21 protein-coding genes and 2 pseudogenes are annotated in these 17744 nt (G+C 39.4%); 3 read left to right on the forward strand and 20 right to left on the reverse strand.

The features are described 5' to 3' along the window. Positions 1-205: 205 nt before the first annotated feature. From MKS89_RS19730 to MKS89_RS19750, 5 genes are all read right to left on the reverse strand, one after another. Positions 206-703: a GNAT family N-acetyltransferase gene (locus MKS89_RS19730; RefSeq protein WP_021020996.1), complete on the reverse strand. Its 498-nt coding sequence runs from the start codon at positions 701-703 to the stop codon at positions 206-208. Positions 704-805: 102 nt separating this feature from the next. Then, a complete protein-coding gene (gene def, locus MKS89_RS19735; protein WP_072955414.1) occupies positions 806-1309 on the reverse strand; it encodes a peptide deformylase in 504 nt (167 codons plus the stop codon). A gap of 141 nt (positions 1310-1450) precedes the next feature. Further along, positions 1451-1720 carry a Txe/YoeB family addiction module toxin gene (locus tag MKS89_RS19740; RefSeq protein ID WP_072955412.1) on the reverse strand — a complete coding sequence of 90 codons (270 nt, stop codon included), beginning with the start codon at positions 1718-1720 and terminating at the stop codon, positions 1451-1453. Further along, on the reverse strand, positions 1713-1967 hold the full coding sequence (locus tag MKS89_RS19745) for a type II toxin-antitoxin system Phd/YefM family antitoxin (RefSeq protein WP_072955410.1): 255 nt from the start codon (positions 1965-1967) through the stop codon (positions 1713-1715). The genes MKS89_RS19740 and MKS89_RS19745 overlap by 8 nt, the downstream gene beginning before the upstream one ends. Positions 1968-2114: 147 nt before the next feature. Beyond that, complete coding sequence (locus MKS89_RS19750; protein WP_072955408.1) at positions 2115-2570, reverse strand: hypothetical protein; 456 nt, start codon at positions 2568-2570, stop codon at positions 2115-2117. A 121-nt stretch (positions 2571-2691) separates the two neighbouring features. Between MKS89_RS19750 and MKS89_RS19755 the strand changes: the two are divergent. Beyond that, positions 2692-2829, forward strand: a pseudogene (locus MKS89_RS19755) (IS256 family transposase); the annotation flags it as partial. A gap of 31 nt (positions 2830-2860) precedes the next feature. Here the strand turns inward: MKS89_RS19755 and MKS89_RS19760 are convergent. From MKS89_RS19760 to MKS89_RS19795, 8 genes are all read right to left on the reverse strand, one after another. Next, the gene (locus MKS89_RS19760) at positions 2861-3805 is read right to left on the reverse strand and encodes a DUF5677 domain-containing protein (RefSeq protein WP_072955406.1); all 945 of its coding nucleotides are present in this window, start codon (positions 3803-3805) and stop codon (positions 2861-2863) included. Between the two features lie 567 nt (positions 3806-4372). Next, positions 4373-4555 (reverse strand): hypothetical protein, encoded by a 183-nt coding sequence (locus MKS89_RS19765; protein ID WP_072955404.1) that lies wholly within the window; start codon positions 4553-4555, stop codon positions 4373-4375. 319 nt (positions 4556-4874) lie between these two features. Beyond that, positions 4875-5927 (reverse strand): TRAP transporter substrate-binding protein, encoded by a 1053-nt coding sequence (locus MKS89_RS19770; RefSeq protein ID WP_072955398.1) that lies wholly within the window; start codon positions 5925-5927, stop codon positions 4875-4877. Between the two features lie 69 nt (positions 5928-5996). After that, a complete protein-coding gene (locus tag MKS89_RS19775) occupies positions 5997-7274 on the reverse strand; it encodes a TRAP transporter large permease (RefSeq protein ID WP_072955397.1) in 1278 nt (425 codons plus the stop codon). Next, positions 7271-7804: a TRAP transporter small permease gene (locus MKS89_RS19780; protein WP_072955396.1), complete on the reverse strand. Its 534-nt coding sequence runs from the start codon at positions 7802-7804 to the stop codon at positions 7271-7273. Before MKS89_RS19780 ends, MKS89_RS19775 begins: the two co-directional genes overlap by 4 nt. Before the next feature lie 48 nt (positions 7805-7852). After that, positions 7853-8236, reverse strand: a complete 384-nt coding sequence (locus MKS89_RS19785; RefSeq protein ID WP_072955395.1) for a RidA family protein — start codon at positions 8234-8236, stop codon at positions 7853-7855. 19 nt (positions 8237-8255) lie between these two features. Further along, positions 8256-9692: an N-acyl-D-amino-acid deacylase family protein gene (locus MKS89_RS19790; protein ID WP_072955394.1), complete on the reverse strand. Its 1437-nt coding sequence runs from the start codon at positions 9690-9692 to the stop codon at positions 8256-8258. Continuing rightward, positions 9693-10553, reverse strand: coding sequence for a MurR/RpiR family transcriptional regulator (locus tag MKS89_RS19795; protein ID WP_021021009.1), 861 nt, complete (start codon positions 10551-10553; stop codon positions 9693-9695). A 165-nt stretch (positions 10554-10718) separates the two neighbouring features. Between MKS89_RS19795 and MKS89_RS19800 the strand changes: the two genes are divergently transcribed. Next, a complete protein-coding gene (locus MKS89_RS19800) occupies positions 10719-11963 on the forward strand; it encodes an amino acid deaminase (protein WP_072955393.1) in 1245 nt (414 codons plus the stop codon). A gap of 132 nt (positions 11964-12095) precedes the next feature. Here MKS89_RS19800 and MKS89_RS19805 read toward each other — a convergent pair whose 3' ends face one another. Continuing rightward, positions 12096-12425, reverse strand: coding sequence for a hypothetical protein (locus MKS89_RS19805; protein WP_072955392.1), 330 nt, complete (start codon positions 12423-12425; stop codon positions 12096-12098). Between the two features lie 255 nt (positions 12426-12680). Here MKS89_RS19805 and MKS89_RS19810 point away from each other — a divergent pair. Continuing rightward, a pseudogene (locus tag MKS89_RS19810) lies at positions 12681-13722 on the forward strand (IS630 family transposase). 19 nt (positions 13723-13741) lie between these two features. On the opposite strand, the gene MKS89_RS19815 reads toward MKS89_RS19810, so the two are convergent. The 6 genes from MKS89_RS19815 to MKS89_RS19840 all read right to left on the reverse strand — a co-directional run bounded on the left by MKS89_RS19815 (position 13742) and on the right by MKS89_RS19840 (position 17098). Further along, positions 13742-14314, reverse strand: coding sequence for a hypothetical protein (locus MKS89_RS19815; protein ID WP_131814860.1), 573 nt, complete (start codon positions 14312-14314; stop codon positions 13742-13744). 138 nt (positions 14315-14452) lie between these two features. Continuing rightward, a complete protein-coding gene (locus tag MKS89_RS19820) occupies positions 14453-14779 on the reverse strand; it encodes a hypothetical protein (protein ID WP_072955387.1) in 327 nt (108 codons plus the stop codon). Positions 14780-14925: 146 nt separating this feature from the next. Further along, a complete protein-coding gene (locus tag MKS89_RS19825) occupies positions 14926-15474 on the reverse strand; it encodes a hypothetical protein (RefSeq protein ID WP_072955735.1) in 549 nt (182 codons plus the stop codon). A 287-nt stretch (positions 15475-15761) separates the two neighbouring features. Then, positions 15762-16175, reverse strand: a complete 414-nt coding sequence (locus MKS89_RS19830) for a type II toxin-antitoxin system HicB family antitoxin (protein ID WP_021021012.1) — start codon at positions 16173-16175, stop codon at positions 15762-15764. 59 nt (positions 16176-16234) lie between these two features. After that, the gene (locus MKS89_RS19835) at positions 16235-16414 is read right to left on the reverse strand and encodes a type II toxin-antitoxin system HicA family toxin (protein WP_072955385.1); all 180 of its coding nucleotides are present in this window, start codon (positions 16412-16414) and stop codon (positions 16235-16237) included. Between the two features lie 402 nt (positions 16415-16816). After that, positions 16817-17098 carry a hypothetical protein gene (locus MKS89_RS19840; RefSeq protein ID WP_205409164.1) on the reverse strand — a complete coding sequence of 94 codons (282 nt, stop codon included), beginning with the start codon at positions 17096-17098 and terminating at the stop codon, positions 16817-16819. Positions 17099-17744 lie beyond the last annotated feature (646 nt).

Below are 17744 nucleotides of genomic sequence, written 5' to 3' on the forward strand. Positions count from 1 at the left end.
TTTCATCAGTTTAAATCCATATCGCGACCTTTTCCCGAGGCACTTCACACCAATGCATCGTTCATGCTATCTGTCACACCGACGATGCGATTGAGACGTCAAAAAAAAGAAAAAGCCGCAGACGAATGTCTGCGGCCTTGAATGTAACAGTGAGTCAGAAATAGTCTATTCAGCGACTTAAAAATCCCACGCGTGGCGATGCTTGTTATACATTTTTTACGACTCGCGCCATATGATAGACATTCACATATTTACCATTTCTAAAGGCATAATCCACTGATTCCCCTTCAATTTGAAAGCCAAATTTTTTGTAAAGGTTAATCGCTCGCTCATTATCAGCATAAACTTCAACTTCTAAACGTCTTAGGTTTAACCATTTGTCTGAAAGCTCTACGACTGTTGTCAACAACTGACTACCCACACCTCTGCCTTGCACATGATCTTTAACACCCATACCGAAACTGCCAACATGCCGACGGCGAGGGTTTTTACAAATTTCAAAACCAATATGTCCGACGATCTCACCATCTAATAGCGCCACATACTGATACACATTTTCAGGCACATTTGAAACGCGTTTTTCCCAAGTTGCTATCGAAGGGTATGGGAGTTGTAACGTCCCCGTATAAGTATGCTCACATTCGTATATTTCTTTGATTGCTTTGGCATCTGTTGATTCTGCGCTTCTGATTTTACCTTTCACTGTACAACTTATCTCCTCATGTATAACGCCAAGCTCGACCGCCGGTGACCAACGCTCTTTTAGGGCGAAGCGGGTCGGTTGAGACGCCTTGTAATAGACGGCTTAAGAGTGCGCTTTAACGTACTTTTTAACCTTTTTTATCGCCATTTGACGCTTCAGTGGTGAAAGATAATCAATAAACAAATTACCCAACAAATGATCAATTTCGTGCTGCATGACGATAGCCAGAAAATCATCACTCTCAATTTTAATGGGCTTTCCTTCACGATCGAGGGCAGACACGACAACTGAAGTAAAACGCTCTACATCTGCGTAGTAATCAGGGACGGACAAACACCCTTCTTGACCGAATGCTTTGTCTGAACCACTGACCACTTCCGGGTTAACCAAAATCAATGGTTTGTCTCGGTTTTCTGAAAGATCGATAATGACAACCGCTTCTTTGCGACCAACTTGAGTTGAAGCCAAGCCGATACCATTGTCGGTGGCATACAAGGTTTCTAACATATCGTCGATTAACGTCTGTATCAACGAAACATCTTGCACCTTTTCCGCTTTGATTTTAAGCCTTGGATCCGGCACCGTGAGAATGTCTAAAACTGCCATAATTACCTCCTCATTCTGGGAAGAACATAACGCTGAGAACAGTTGCAAAAATATCTGGCGCTACATTTTGGAAACCCAAATTCGTGACAGGTATTTTTATCAATTACTTCAATTTGTTCGCTGCCCTTCACCAAAAGCTCATTAGTAATGATAACGACATGAAATAATTGTGATAGCTTGGTCATCAACCGCATAAACTAACCGATTAGTATCGTCAATACGGCGTGACCAAAAGCCGGCTAGATTTTCTTTTAATGGCTCGGGCTTTCCGATACCTTCAAATGGTGAACGTTTTACATCATTAATTAATTTATTTATACGCTTTAATGTCTTTTTATCTTGTGTTCGCCAATATAAATAATCATTCCAAGATTCATCAGTCCATGAAAGCAATCGCTGGCTACTACTCATCCATTAAATCTCGAGCTGTTGTTTGACCTGCACGATATTGAGCAATTGAACGATTTAGATGCTCTGCGTTTTCTGGAGAACGAAGTAAATGAACGGTTTCCATCAAGCTATTGTAGTAATCCAAGGACATGACTACTGCATCCTCTGCATCACGGCGAGTGATTACTGTTGTATCAGCATCATTCACGACACCATCGAGAACAGCTTTTAAACTATTTCTCGCTTCCGTAAAAGATACAATTTTCATAAAACCTCCACATGTACAATTAACAGGACAAGTATAATCCCAAAAAAACTAGCTGTACAGTTAAACGGACATGTGGATTCGATAGCAGCTAACGAATGATATGGACTCCCTCTATCTAAACCGCCACGCGCCATAGTTGGTTTGTATTTACTTAGATGTAGATGCAGCCCAAACACCAACTCCGATAATAATGATGTACTGTGAGAAGCCAAAAAATAGCTTTGTATAAACCCAAGCTTCTATAGATAAAAATGACGCCATATGGGTAGCAAAGGCAAAAATCAAGAATAGAACAGATAAAACACCATTATATAAACACCAAGATTTTGTATTTATTCTATTGTTGGAACGTAAAAATACTGGCTTAATTTTATTTATTTTATAAAGTACTGAAATTGCACCAAATGCTATACAAACTATCGTCCAAGTAATAGTTTTCGATACAATTGGGTCTACTGAATATAGATAATATTTTATTGGTGACAGACCAATCAATATCATAACTAAGCAAAAGAATAAAAAGCCTCTCATAGAGTATGACCACCAAACCATCTGCTCTGATACACTTTTATCTGTAAAATTTATTTGTCTTTCATCTACCATAATATTTTCACCATAAACCTAATGCCTGCCTAAGGGGCTGGCAACGCATTACCACTAACCTCAAATACAACAGCCATAGCCACTTCGGCTCAATGGGACTGGAAACGCCACGCGTTGATAGTCCCTCTTGAGGCATTTGTATGCAGGTATGTTGAAAGCCAGTGAAAAATGGACGCATCCGGTGCAAAACTGGAACCTGACGCTGTCTCAGCTCAGTATCCACTTTGAAGGCCGACTCACCCCATACCTGGATTTATAAAAATAGGCGTGACACAGAATAATGAACAGTCTCATTTCCTCAGATAAATCCCTAATCTATGTTGTAGCTCTTCAATACGTTCTTTATTTTCGTTATCATTAGCACTTGGTATACCAGCATCTTTAGATATTTCTTCCGTGGCTTTACCGAGCCTAGACATTAATTTTTTAAATTTATTAAGATTTTCCTCATCGAGCATATTATGACGAATACAGCAACAAGTCATAGCTTCAATAAAAGTACTCGTAACTACTCGAGACATCATGATGGAATAAGAGCAAGCCTCAAAAGCTACCAGTTGACGAGCTTCCAATGGGTATTGAAGCATCATCATAAATAGAATTGTATCTTCTGCAGTCATATGGCTTGATCCACTTAAACGATGGTAAATTGAAAAATATTCAACCGTTTTACCGAGTTTTTCAAAGCGCTTAAATAACGAATTAAACCATAGCTCATTATATTCACTAGGAACTACCGAAAAATGATTTTTAGCTAATTCAATATATTCACTATAATGTGAAATTGCGCTAATACGTCCATCAATTAGTGGGATAACTTTATCGGAATAGTCTTTCGTTGCAACTTCCTTTTTCCACTCATTTAACTTCCGAAGATGTTCATCATACCATTTCGCCATATACGCGGTGATCGTACGCTCATCGCCATTTAAAGCCATATACATAAGATTAATAGATGATTCCTGAACAACTCGACCTAACGCCTCCGCACTAGTAAAACTTTGAGTTGCAATGCAACAAAGCATTCCTTCTACTTGTTCATAAATTCTACCAATCAAATTAAGATGAGTATGAACAATAAAACTATCTTTTTCTGTTTTGTTATCAATATACGCAATATAGTCATATGAAATCTTATTAGCTTCTGCTGCACACTCTAAGGCGACTTGTATATTGGATAAATCTAATTTCTTATCTAGTCCTTTTTTCTTTCTAAACTCTGATAAATAATTCACTTAAACCTCTTAAAAATTTAACATTTCTTATACAGAACCACTCTATAAGAATACTTCCGTATAACTTAATTCTTTTTCTAAACTGAATCTCACAACTCACCATCAAATAGTAAAAAAGTCGGATATTTTTCAACATCTATCGCGAAATGCTGACTTGTTCTATCTAATTTATCCACATTGTGACTTGATAAAAACTGTACATAAAAACAGTACTGAAGTTATTAATGAAATCCCTGTTTCTCACGAGTTTAAAAGAGTTGATGCAGGCTCGTCACTACGCGTGAAAAACCATTAAAACGTATCTTTATTGGGTGGTGTAAAGAGTCCGCTTTCACACCTCATGGTGTAACATGACATTTTTCCACGCTACCGCTCTTTCGCATACGAAATGTGGGTATAAACATTTATCAATTCATTGCATATATTTATAGCAAAGAGTCACGGTAATGCCTACGGTAAATGGGAAATCGACTATAAAAAACAATCTGGCTAGCGGATGAAAATAAGGGGATAAAAAGGAAGATATGGGGGGACACATCATTTTCGATGCGTGCTGCATAAGTGGAATCACCCCTCAAGCCGCGTCAGACAAACCCGTTCCACCAGCCTTTTCAGCTTCTCCACTTCCCCTTGCAGATACACCAGTTCTTCTTCGGTGATTTCGTAATGCATGGAACAACGGGCATCGATGTAAGCGCGACGATTGAACTTAGCTTCAGTATCACTTTGCCAAGAATAAGAAACTTTCATACTACTTCTCACTAAATTGTTTTGTAAACATCCCTTAAACTAGGGGCATAAATGAGCCAGCACAGATCTAGCTGGCTCGAAGATGGACAAAATCAAGTCAGAGTTTTGATTTAAATTAGCAGAAAACGAATCACTCCAAGTATGGAGAAATCATTTAGCTCAATGTCTATTTTAGCTGGTACACATCAAACAGAACCCCACACAAGAAGGTGGGGTTCGTCAGCAACTTGAAGCGAGTAAACTATCCGCTCTATATGATGCGAAGTTATAATTAACTAAAATATAAATTGATAAACATAATTTTCATCCAAGGGCCAACTTACTCAAAATAAGCCGTGTCGTTGTTTGCTTTATCTACTTCTTCTTTGAAGAGATTCATCAGTTTTACACCTTTTTCACCTAACGATTCTTTAATAACAGCTTCGACTTTAGGTTGCGTCGCTTCTTTCATCTGTTGACGCGCTTCAGGTGATAGTGCTTTTACATCCATAACTTTCTTAATACCAGCAAGACCTCGATCATCTGATGCTTCAATCAAGCGAGATAGGCCACGGTTGGCGCTTAACGCAATACGTGTAGCATCATGAATAACCTTCTTCTCTTTATCCGTTAAACTGTTATAAAAGTCCTTGTTCATCATAAATGTGTAAGGTGCAAATAAGTGGTTCGTTAAAGTCACATATTTTTGAACTTCGTTGAATTTAGAAAATAAAATTGTTGGAAGCGGATTCATTTGACCGTCAATAACGCCAGTTTGAAGCGAGGAATAAACTTCACCCCATGACAGAGGATATGCCTCAGCACCAAGAGACTTAACCAACGCTTGGTGAGTTGGTAGCGTCATCGTTCTTATACGCAATCCGTCGAAGTCTTGCAGGCTGTTAATTTGCTTCTTAGAGTTGGTGAATGAAAAGAAACCACCGGTATCCGGAAAGCCTAGGACGCGTACGTCACCAAGCTCAGATTCGATGTCACTTGCTAATATCTTACCAAATTTCCCATCGAAAACTTTATATGTTGCTTCATTGCTATCAAACGCAAAAGGGATATCTAGAACACCAATCCGAGGGTAATAACTTGCTACAGCACCAACAGATGAAAGTGTTGCTTGTAGTTGACCATCTCTCACAAGCTGAATATGTTCCTTGGCTGAGCCTAATTGGTTGCTAGGATATACTTGAACTTTAATTTCACCGTTAGTTTCAGTTTCAACAATACTTTTAAATACCCCAGTAAAAGCATGAGCTGGATTTTCAAATATATCAGCTTTATTATCATGACCAAAGCGAAGTATTTTTTCTGCAAATGCGACATTGGAAAATGCGCAAGATAGTATTGTTGTTGTTAACAATGTTGCTGCAAACTTTTTCATATATTAATTCTCCATTTAATATTAATTACTTTGCACTAATTTAAAGATAAGTATTTACAAAATATGAGGTTAGTATCCTAGTAACCTCGGGATAAATAATGTTACAGATGGGAAGTAAGCGATAATAAACAATAGAGCCAACTCACCTAATAAAAAGGGGATCAGGTCTTTTGATATTTTCTCTAACTTAGTTTCCGTAACGGAGGATAAAACAAATAAACAAGCGCCAATAGGCGGTGTCATTAACGATATGTTTAATGCTAATACAAACACAATACCTGCATGTAATGGGTCCATACCTAATTGTTGTGTAATCGGTACTAGTATCGGCCCCAAAATAATAAGCATCACATTAATATCCATAACCATACCAACGAGTAATAGCATGGTGATAATTAGAAAGAGGATAATAGAATGATTACTTGAAACAGTTAAAAACAGTTCTGCTATTTGCTGTGGTATCTGATTAAAACTCAACCACCAACCTAAAATAGAAGCGGCACCTATAATTAAGTAAATAACAGCTGAAATCTGAGCTGTTTTTATCATCATTGAAAATAACGATGATAGAGATAAGTTTCTATAGATAACACGACCAACGATCATCGAGTAAGCCACGGCAATTGATGCCGCTTCCGTTGGCGTCACAATACCGAAAACAATACCACCCAGGATAATTAACGGCATCAACAGCGCTAATATAGAGCCTCTAAAGTGAAACAGAATCTCATTAAGTGTTGCTCGCTTTGCTGTTTTTGGTAAGTTTTTGCGCTTACCTGTAGCAGCAATAATAGCCATACAAACAACACAGACTAGAATCCCAGGCAAAATTCCTGTGGCAAACAACCCTCCAATTGAGACACCCATCAGGGAGCCATACACGACCATAAGGCCTGAAGGAGGGATCGTAGGACCAATAATAGAACCAGCAGCAGTCACTGCACATGCATATGATCGTGAGTAACCCTGTTTCTCCATCGCAGGCACCAGCGTGCGACCAAATGCAGCAGCATCAGCTGTCGCTGACCCAGTAATGCCAGCAAAAAATACAGAAGCAAGCATATTAGAGTGCGCAAGACCTCCCCTAAAATGCCCAACGAGAGCTTCCGCAAGCATCACTAAGCGTCCAGTAATGCCTGTATGATTCATAATTTCACCTGCAAGGATGAAAAATGGCATCGCTAAAAATGGGAAGATGTTTAACCCGTTAAAAATTTTACTCGGCGCTATAGCAGTAAAATGAAGCCCACCCATCTCATACATACCAACTAAGCCAGAGACGCCCAAAGATAAGGCGACAGGGGCACCAAAAAAAAGTAGGAAAAAGAATAAAATACCGACAATCATAGCCGCTTCTCCGTGTAAGGATGCATTGACATCGTCTTGAGTTCGCACAATTTGTAAATGTCTTGTAGCACAACAAACAACGACTGGATGGCACTTAGGAAAAACGTGATAGGAATTGCAGCGTACGCATATGACATAGGAAGGGCAAATACACTTGACACTTGACCACTGCCTTTTTGCGCAAAATTGACTCCCTCATAGGATAAATAGGCAAAGAAAAGTGTGAGCAGTACACCCATAAAAATTTGAAAACCAATTTTAGTCTGGCTAGAAAATTTGTTCACAATGAACTCTAACCCCATATGTTCACGCTTAGCTGTACAACATGGAACGGCAAGTAAAATTGCCCATATCATTATGTATCTTGCGAGTTCTTCTACCCAAGATAACTGCCAATGGAAAAGATATCGGTCTATCACTGCAATCCATACATCTAGAATTAATAGCGATATCAGTATGCCGACACAAAACTGGTTTACTTTATTTAGCTTATTGCTAACTTTTATTATGTTAGATTTAACACTGCTCATTTAGACATCCTTTGTCTTTAAATCCGTGTAACTTAAATATTTATTTAATTATTCTTTATAACAAGTTACGTCGACTTCAACCTTACAATCCACAACAAGGTCCGCAACCATGCATATTCTCGCAGGTGGATTATCGCCAAATACTTCTTTAAACACCTTATTAAAAGACTGAAAATATCTTGAGTCGGTTAATACCACGGTCACATGTACAACATCTTCAAGACCATAATTCGCTTCTTTCATTATATTAAGACAATTTTCAATCGCCAAGCGTGATTGTTCAATAATGCCGCCTTCAACAACTTCACCATCTTTCATTGGAGTTTGGCCGGAAACATATAACCATCCTCCCGCTTGAACTGCTCTTGAAAAAGGTAAATGTTGACCACCAGTACCGGTACCACCAGTACTGCCAAATCTAATAATTGACATAATAAAACCTCAAAAAATATTATTTATTTCTGTAAAGAAATTTTCCAGAACGTTTTTTATTTACTGATTTTTCCTGATATACAATATTCCCATTCACTAAGACATATTCAATACCAGCACTTACTTGTTTAGGATTATTAAAGGATGCCATATCAATAATTTTCTCAAAATCAAAAATCACTAAATCAGCATAATATTGTTCTTTAATTAATCCTCTATTTTTTAAACCAAAGCGTTGTGCAGACAACGATGTCATTTTTCGAACTGCTTCAGACAGAGAAAATAATTTTTCATCTCGGCAGTAGTGACCAATAACTCGAGGAAATGTCCCCCATAAACGAGGATGTGGTAGCGGGTCATTGGGCAATCCGTCTGAACCTATCATCGTTTTTGGGTATTTTAAAACTCGAGCGACATCCTCTTCTAGCATATTGTGATAAATAGCCCCAGCAGGTTGGAGACGCTTAGCCGCATCGATGAGTGACACGCCCCAGATGTCAGCGATATCCGCAAGGTTTCTGCCCCCCTGCTCTGGTTCCGGTTCTGACCATGTAATGGTAATATCAAAATCAGATGTCACCTGGCCTAAATCTAGGGTTGAAGAACCAGCGGAATATGGATAACAATCACAACCTATATCTTGTGTTTTGCTTCTTTCATCCATGAACCTTAATGTTTGCTCTGTTCTACCCCAATTCGCTTTGCCTGCACATTTATGATGAGAGATAACGACGGGTACATTACCATGGCAACCAATATCAAAGGCTTCTTCCATTGCATCTAATATCCCTTCAAACTCTGTACGCAAGTGCGTCACATAAATACCATCGTAGTGAGAAAGCTCTTCGGACAGTTCAAGCACTTCTTCTGTTGGAGCTTCTCTTGCGGAGGCATATGCAAGGCCAGTACTTAGCCCCAGAGCCCCGTGCTCAAGTGAATCACGTAATTGAGAACGCATCGCTTGAATTTCACTGTTCGTTGCGGGTCGATACAAGTTATCCATGTGATTTTGTCTCAAAGATGTATGTCCAACAAGCGCTCCGACGTTTATGGCTGGCTGCGCTGCTTCGACTGCCTGTGCATACTGACTAAATGTCGCGTAACTAAACTTATCTCTTTCACCTAATAAATTCATTGGGTCCGGAGGCTCTGAAGTTAGCGTGACTGGAGAAGCACTAATTCCGCAGTTACCGACAATAACCGTTGTCACCCCTTGACTGATTTTAGGTAGCATCTCTGGCTGCTGAATCACATTAATATCGTCGTGAGTATGGACGTCGATAAAACCAGGCGCGAGATATAATCCATTGCCTTCAATTTTAACATCAGCGTGACAAGACGAAAGATCGCCAATCTTTACGATTTTATCTCCAACAATCCCAACATCCTGAATCGTGATATCTCCACCACTACCATCCACAATGTTGAAGTTTCTCAAAAGAACTTCAAAATCCATCTAATCTCCTAATGGTTGGCGCTCACTACCACCTCGATGAATATCAAGGTTAAGTTTAATACGCCGCAAGTTTTCCCTTACCAACTCTTCTCGTGAATGAGCTAACTTCATCGACAACACATCAAGTTGTACCATTAATGCATACCTAGATGTTGTTGGACGAAAAATATCATCCCCTTCACTCGTATCGACTCTAAAGACAAAATCAGCAAGCTCTGAAAGAGGAGAATCTGCACTAGTAAATGCAACAACCTTCCCGCCATACTGTTTTGTGATTGATGCCAAATCTAATACCTCAGGCGTTCGTCCAGTGATAGAGAAGACAACCAAAACATCTGTCGGTTGTAACACTGATGCGACCATTCGTCCCATTAAACTATCACTGTGCACAACACACGATAAACCGAGTCTAAACAGGCGGTTTTGTGCTTCCAAGGCCATAACACTCGAAGAACCACCACTACCAAAAATAAAGATTTGTCTTGCTTGCACAAGCGTAGTGATGACGTTTTCAATTGTTTCTTCACATATCAAATTCTGATGGACATTTAGAATTTGATGAATCGCTGAAAATAAGTTGCTGGTATCAGACAAAACTGGCTTATCCACAAAACGTTGACCTAAGGTGCTGCACTGCGCCAGCTTAACCTTTAGATCTCGCACATTCCGGCAACCAACAGATTTTGCGAAACGTGTAATGGTCGCTTCGCTAACTTCTGCGACTTCTGCTAATTCCGTAATACTTGCTTCAGCACTAAATGTCAGATTCTCAGTAATGACTCTAGCAACTTTTTTTTCCGCATCTCTTAGTTGTGGTAACGCATTGTAAATTTGCGAAACGATATCAACATGGGTGATCATGATTACCTCTACTTTGTATGGTTACACTCTATTCATCTTTTGATTGTATTAATATGACAGCCATCACACTTTTACGCCTTGCGTGATACTTTCTATCACAACCGTAAAAAAAGGTCGTAATATCAGCTTTAAAACACTCTAAATTGCAAACGAAAGGAATTGGCAATGCAAAATGTTAGAAACTATCAAACAAACTCCGTTATACCAGAGAAAGGATATTGTCTAGAAACAGACAATCAATACCCAAATATCCTGCGCGAAGAAGTGAGCCTTCCTGCTTTAGTCATGGATAAGACAAAGCTCCTGAACAATATAAATTGGATGCAAAGATTTGCTGACACTTATCACGTTCACCTCGCACCTCACGGCAAAACATCGATGACACCAGAGATATTTAAACTCCAAATTAATGCGGGAGCTTGGGGTATGACTGTCGCAAACGCTATACAGGCAAGCGCTGCTTATCACTCGGGCGTAAATCGTATTATTATGGCTAACCAGTTAATTGGTAAAGCAAACTTCGATTTAATTTCTCAACTTATCTCCCAAAATGACCTCGAATTCTGTTGTGTTATAGATTCTATCGATAACTTAAAAATGCTCGACAAATACTTCTCAGATAAAGGACAACAACTTAATGTCTTAATTGAACTTGGTGTCTCACACGGTCGTTGCGGATGCAGAACACAGGACCAAGTCCACGACTTACTTAATGCGCTTGATATTAGTCCATCAATAAAACTGGCAGGTTTAGAGTTTTATGAAGGCGTGATTCACAGTACCAACGCTGAACAGGATGTAAGGGCGTTTATTAAATATGCCGCAAATATATTTAAATCTGACGCTTTTCAGTCCCGACTTACAACAAAGAACCCAATCTTTACTGGCGCAGGTTCAGCTTGGTATGACATAGTCTGCGAAGAGATGCAGTCCGCCAACTTACCACCTAATACGGCACCGATTATTAGACCAGGTTGCTACGTTGCACATGATGTTGGGATTTATAAAGACGCTCAAAATAACGTATTAAAAAGAAATGAGATTGCCTGTGGGCAGTCGAGCCAACTCGAATCGTGCTTAGAATTATGGGCATACGTCCAATCAATACCTGAAGATGGCGTGGCAATTATTGGCTTTGGCAAACGAGACTCAGCTTTTGATGCAGGTTTACCCATCCCTAATCTGCACTATAAACCCGGCGCGGCTCACCCAAAAAAAGTGCCATCAAGCTGGTCTATTACCGATGTGATGGATCAACACGCCTTCATGGTGTTTCAAGGTGAATTACAGGTTGGCGATTTGATTAGTTTTGGCACGTCTCATCCATGCTTAACATTTGATAAGTGGCGTGAAATCAATGTAGTAGATGATCATTTTAATGTAGTCGATAAGTATCGGACTTATTTCTAAAAACGTTGCATAAGCACTCTTTTAATCAAACAGGGTGCTAATGCCTACATTATTAGGGGCTATTGATCTTTCATGGTTGAATTTTGTTCAATCTGAACGGGTATTGATCGCGGCGCGGGGCATGCCGCTTCGCTATCCTAAGCAAATGACCCGCAACAAAGAGCAAGACACGTTCAGATGAACCCTCTGGGCAGCATTTGTCGCTAGTTTAAGAGAGGAAACCAATCCATTATCGGTAAAAAAGTAATGACCTTTTTGTAGCTGTTCATTGACCTCTTCCAAAGTATGCACAATCAGACCCAGCGGTGCGCTTTTGACTTTGCGGTCGATCAGCGCAAGTTCATGCTGTTTACGTTCGGGAAGATGATCGAGTGAAGTCTTTATACCTGAATGATTTGAATCGGTTAGTGAACAATGCCCACACTGTGGCGAGCTGCTGCGCAAAAGTCTATGGCTTTTCATCAGTTTGAATCCATATCGCTGCTTTTCCCGAGTCACTTCACATCACTTTATTTTTTATGCTGTAACGTTGAGGGGCTGGTGCGAGTGAGGCGTTATAAGGAAAAGGTCTCCATACCTGTGTTATTGTGAGCAACCTGAATGCGATGCTAAGAGATGAAGGCAAATGGGACAGGATACTAACCAATATAGATGAAAATTAATAATTGATATACCCGTGATCATTGAAGATGCTTGATTTTCGATGAAATCAGGATCATGCTACGCACCATGGAAAATAATACTGACTCCTCAACAGAAACAACAACTCGAACAGATGCACGATTCAACTCGTGATAGTCGAGTGTGTGACCGCATCAAAGCGGTTTTACTTGCGTCTGAAGGTTGGAGTCAAACGATGATTTCTCAAGCGCTTCATATTCACGAATCGACCGTTGCTCATCATCTCAGTGATTATGTTCTTTCTGAAAAACTGAAGCCTGAAAATGGTGGTAGCCAAAACCGACTTTCTGCTCGGCAAACCATGCAACTTATCGAGCATCTGGCTGAGAATACGTACTTTCATGCTCACCAAATTGTCGCTTATGTACAAGCTGAGTTTGGTATCCGTTATACCGTTGCTGGAATGAACAAGTGGCTGCATCATCACGGCTTCTCATATAAGAAGCCGAAAGGTGTACCGCACAAGTTTAATCCAGAGATACAGCAAGCCTTTATCGAATGTTATAACGAGACGCTAAGAAATAGCGAAGACCCTGTGTTGTTCATGGATGCCGTTCATCTTACGCAGTCAACAAAACTCAGTTATGGCTGGATACGAAAAGGCCAAGACAAAGTGATTGAGACAACAGGCAGTCGAACTCGTCTTAATATTATCGGTGCATTACCCCTTCAAAATATTGGCGCAACGGTGACAGAAACGTATGACACGATAAACAGCGAGAGCATCGTTCGCTTCTTCTGGAAGCTCAAAAAGGAGCATTACCCTTTGGAGCAAAAAGTTCACCTAGTTCTTGATGGCGCTGCCTATCATCAGTCAGAGCTGGTGAAAAATGCGGCAAAAGTGCTCAATATAGAGCTTCATTACTTACCGCCTTACAGTCCAAATTTAAATCCAATCGAGCGGCTTTGGAAAGTGATGAATGAGCATGTGAGGAATAATATTTACTTCCCCTCCGAGCCAGAATTTACTTCAGCCATCAAAGAGTTTTTCGATGTAACGCTACCAGAAGTTGCAGGAACACTTGTATCCAGGATTACGGATAATTTTCAGATTTTGAAACCTGCATCTTCAAGTTGAATGGGTATAGCATATATGGTTATCCTTTAGAACAGAGTGACTTAGCCTTACGTATTGTCTCTGTCCCCAATAAACCTAAATCGACTTCAGATTTTTCAATTGTGATTAACAGATTGGCTATAGATTTATACGTATTTCTTAGTTGCTCAATACGCATATCATTAGCATCAGTATTATTTACCACTACACTGTCAAATAATTTATAAAGTCTGGTTATCCACTTTTGTTTTTCTGGATCTTCACTTTCAAATATGGTTTCGAATTCTTTATAACCAATAACGTCAAAGGTACGGTTTGGGGATTCAGACTTGACCAACATCAATTCACCAATACCAGTTTGCCAGTCGCGATATATCCATGTTTCTCTAATAGACAATTTCTTTGCCACATCAAATTGGCTAGTTCTTAATTGTTCATCGGTAATCCTATCTATTTTTAAAGAACCACATAAATAATCCGCACACTTTCGAGCAACTTCTAAGTTTCGATCTGCCGATAAATCGCTAATTAACTGAACTTCATTAACTTTTAGTTCGTGCTTGACAATACGAGATATTTCAGAACCCAATCTCATCAATTCACCTTGTGGCACCTGTATCTTCCAAATTTCACACAAACACTTTGCTCGTTTTTCTTCAGTATGAGGTCCATCCGCAAGTGATTTTTCTAGTCGATGAAGAGCTTCTAAGAGTTTTTTACTATCACCGTCATTACTTGCTCTAATATATGATTATTCCTTTTTAATTGCGGTTATCCAACCTAGAAGACTCCCTAAACGATATAGAGTACTAATATATTTATAGTTATCGAAGTCAGTAATAATTTTTCCGCGTTCCAAAAACTTAGCCTTTGTATCGTTAGAGAAAATCTCATTAAACCGCCAAAATATACTTTCAGCTGATTTCCCCAATGGTTCAGCATATTTTTTGTACACTTCTATTTTTTGTTTCTTATCTTCTTTATTTGATCTTAATTTAGGGAGCATAAAATCTTTTATTATAATTAATAATATTGGCATTAGTGAGAAAATAATTACCGCCTGTATTCTAATATCCATACACTCTCTTTAATTTATACTAACACTTGCCTAATATATCGTAGTTCGAATTCCTAACACAGATAACAATTTCAAAACACATGTTACTACTTTTTCGAGTCAAATTTCGTGACATATATTTTATCAATATTTTCATCTTGTTGGGATTAAGACTCCATCTTAAAGTAGTACATCTCTTCTTTCATTGTATCTATAAAACCTTTAAATAAGGTAATGTCAGCCTCCCACCACTTAGGTAACTTTGACAAATTAGCAGCATATTGACTTGTTTTAGGGCCAAAATAAATACCAGACATTTGGACTAACCAACCGAATTTTGCTGTCATATCGGTTTTCAACTTACTTTGCTTGAATGCTTCATCTATGTCCATTAACTGCTTACATTGAATTAATGTCATTTCATACTTCTCAGGCTCGATTGCACACTTACTTGCTTCAGTCGCAAATTGTGCCTGAGCTAACAAATACCGATTGATATCTTCTATTGTTTGAGTTGAATTCAGTAGTATAGATGCCTGCTCAATAAGCTCTAGCCTTTTCTGAACTATTTCATTTTGTTGTTTATTTATATTTCCCAATAACCAAAGGTCCTTACTTGAACTACTAGTGAGATACCAAGTAATAACTGCACCCAAAATAACCCCGAGCAAGGTTGTCACAGAATTAACCATGACGATGTTAAACTCTTGTCTCATTTTCAACACCCTATTTCTAATAGTTATCAAACAACCAACGACTATATAACTTGCCGTCCCCCTAAAAGACATATCACATAATCACCTCATCATTATGCACATAATTGAGTCAATTACAGAAAATTTCTAGAAAACCTCTCATCGCACTAGGATTTTTATGATATCAGTATGATTCTGCGAAAGTGATCGACTTGATAGTCACAAATAGAATTGACTGCTGGGTCTTTAATTTGATAGTGAACATAATTAAAGCGCCAATCGGCGCTCTACTCAAATATGCGGATAAGTCACCCGGCCAGCTTTTCGAACTCATGCGTAGCAGCAATTTGTAAGAAATGTGAACGGTTTTTGTACTCTGGATGTACCTTGACCAAATCATCGATCTTTTTCAGGTAAAGGGTCGGGAGCGTTGCATTAATCTTAATGGATTTCCCCAAAAACGGCTCAACATCAATATCAACAACAGCCCAAGCCCACCCGAGATATTCCGGGTCTTTTTGCCACGTCGAAAGATCACCAGCTTTCGGTGGTAATTTACCGTGTTCAGCCAAATCTTCTAAATAAAACTCAGCAGCGTCTTTTGCGTTTAACAATGCTTCATCCAAGGTATCTCCGGCTGAGAAACATCCGGGTAAATCGGGAAACGTCACGCCGTAAGCATGTTCCTTATCGCCGGTATCAATTGCAATGGGATATAACATAATGTTCGCTCCTACGTATCCTACTTTCGGTTATCAGTGATAAGTGCAACCAAGAGGATTTACAGCCCCGCCTGTCTCTTTATTTTGTTGACCAACCCAATTTTTAAATCTTTTTTGGGATGTGGAACAATGATCGGATCATCATGAGCTAGATGTCGGAACTTGTGATGACTTCCTCTGACACTGACTAACTCCCACCCGTTCTTTTTCAAGAGATTAATTAAGTCTGCACTTTTCACTGAATCTCCTATTTTTTAACACGGAGTTATTATAACCCCCCGAGGATAAATAAGCACATTAAAATAACCCTAATAACCCCGAAGCAATCTACCCCTTCAATGCAACAGATTAAAATCCATATCGCTGCTTTTCCCGAGGCACTTCACACCGATGCATCGTTCATGCTGTCACTCACACCGACTGTGTGATTGAGGCTGCAAAAAAGAAAAAGCCGCGGATACATATCTACGGCCTTGAATGTCTCGCCTTACCAAGAAATAGGCAGCAAGCCCTGAATCGTTTTATGATTGAATTTGACGACTATGTGTCGGATTACATGTCACGACTGGCACCATGCTCTCGTTTGTATGTTTAGTTCCCAATGTTGAAATAACAGAAAAACGGAACATAACCGCGAACCTTTAACAAATCGATATGACTCGATTTTCTAATACGGTGTTCGCTCCCGCACGCTCAATGATTTTTAACAACACCGATTGAATCGCTTCGTCTTCTCTGACGTCTTTATCACTCGTGAATCGTTGTATTTGAGGTTCGCCATTCTCTTCAGATAAAAAGGTGATCGCAACTTCCGTCGCCATATCTGCCGTTTTACCGAAATACTCTACGGAGATTTGCGGATAACCGTTGAACCCCCTTTGTACGCGTTTCAGTATGCGTTTTTTCGCTTTATCCACATTCATCAGTGAATCCTTTTTGGTAGCTGAGCTAAAAAATATGTGGATGTAGCACCATCCCACTGTCACCAATCGTTCGCCAACTCTCTCGCAATAACCTCTGATGAAGTCATCGAATCCATCATAATGTCCGAAGCGACAAAAGTATGCATCTTTTCTGGCATCAACACATAAGTCGAGATCGTCATCAATACTTATCTACCGACAAGCTATTGCCATACTGACCTTTTCTCTTCAGCACTTAACGCTTAGACGACTGATGGTGGTACACAGCTCTAGACTAGCGTTTTCTCGTTATGCTGGTTTTTCAACACGATCACCATGACTTGGTGGCGTAGATGTGACAACGAAATGTAGATCGGTATGACCACGATTACTCAATTGGTGAGGTATGTCTTTCCTTGGCTTTCTTATTTCAGTTTTTTTGTTGCTAAAGCTTGTTGCTAAAGCTTCTCGCTGTTTGAGAAACATAAAGAAGTTACTTTGACTGATGAATGGGTTAACTTCACCATTTTTTGTCACGAAGAACAGACAAGGCCGCAGACGGATATCTACGGCCTTAAAGTGGGAGTAAGTCAGAAATGGGGGACTATCTAACTGTCGCTCTCCCTCGTGAATATAGTTGGTACTTTTATGATCGGTACTTGTGGGC

The sequence above is a fragment of the Vibrio gazogenes genome, from assembly GCF_023920225.1.
Classification (GTDB): domain Bacteria; phylum Pseudomonadota; class Gammaproteobacteria; order Enterobacterales; family Vibrionaceae; genus Vibrio; species Vibrio gazogenes.

Excerpts from the sequence above, each read along its gene's own strand:
- MKS89_RS19745 (WP_072955410.1), bottom strand. The coding sequence starts at position 1,967 with ATGAAAATTGTATCTTTTACGGAAGCGAGAAATAGTTTAAAAGCTGTT.
- def (WP_072955414.1), bottom strand. The coding sequence starts at position 1,309 with ATGGCAGTTTTAGACATTCTCACGGTGCCGGATCCAAGGCTTAAAATC.
- MKS89_RS19825 (WP_072955735.1), bottom strand. The coding sequence starts at position 15,474 with ATGAGACAAGAGTTTAACATCGTCATGGTTAATTCTGTGACAACCTTG.
- MKS89_RS19750 (WP_072955408.1), bottom strand. The coding sequence starts at position 2,570 with ATGGTAGATGAAAGACAAATAAATTTTACAGATAAAAGTGTATCAGAG.
- MKS89_RS19780 (WP_072955396.1), bottom strand. The coding sequence starts at position 7,804 with ATGAGCAGTGTTAAATCTAACATAATAAAAGTTAGCAATAAGCTAAAT.
- MKS89_RS19820 (WP_072955387.1), bottom strand. The coding sequence starts at position 14,779 with ATGGATATTAGAATACAGGCGGTAATTATTTTCTCACTAATGCCAATA.
- MKS89_RS19785 (WP_072955395.1), bottom strand. The coding sequence starts at position 8,236 with ATGTCAATTATTAGATTTGGCAGTACTGGTGGTACCGGTACTGGTGGT.
- MKS89_RS19840 (WP_205409164.1), bottom strand. The coding sequence starts at position 17,098 with ATGAATGTGGATAAAGCGAAAAAACGCATACTGAAACGCGTACAAAGG.
- MKS89_RS19765 (WP_072955404.1), bottom strand. The coding sequence starts at position 4,555 with ATGAAAGTTTCTTATTCTTGGCAAAGTGATACTGAAGCTAAGTTCAAT.
- MKS89_RS19795 (WP_021021009.1), bottom strand. The coding sequence starts at position 10,553 with ATGATCACCCATGTTGATATCGTTTCGCAAATTTACAATGCGTTACCA.
- MKS89_RS19800 (WP_072955393.1), top strand. The coding sequence starts at position 10,719 with ATGCAAAATGTTAGAAACTATCAAACAAACTCCGTTATACCAGAGAAA.
- MKS89_RS19805 (WP_072955392.1), bottom strand. The coding sequence starts at position 12,425 with ATGAAAAGCCATAGACTTTTGCGCAGCAGCTCGCCACAGTGTGGGCAT.
- MKS89_RS19775 (WP_072955397.1), bottom strand. The coding sequence starts at position 7,274 with ATGATTGTCGGTATTTTATTCTTTTTCCTACTTTTTTTTGGTGCCCCT.
- MKS89_RS19770 (WP_072955398.1), bottom strand. The coding sequence starts at position 5,927 with ATGAAAAAGTTTGCAGCAACATTGTTAACAACAACAATACTATCTTGC.
- MKS89_RS19830 (WP_021021012.1), bottom strand. The coding sequence starts at position 16,175 with ATGTTATATCCCATTGCAATTGATACCGGCGATAAGGAACATGCTTAC.
- MKS89_RS19790 (WP_072955394.1), bottom strand. The coding sequence starts at position 9,692 with ATGGATTTTGAAGTTCTTTTGAGAAACTTCAACATTGTGGATGGTAGT.
- MKS89_RS19740 (WP_072955412.1), bottom strand. The coding sequence starts at position 1,720 with ATGAGTAGTAGCCAGCGATTGCTTTCATGGACTGATGAATCTTGGAAT.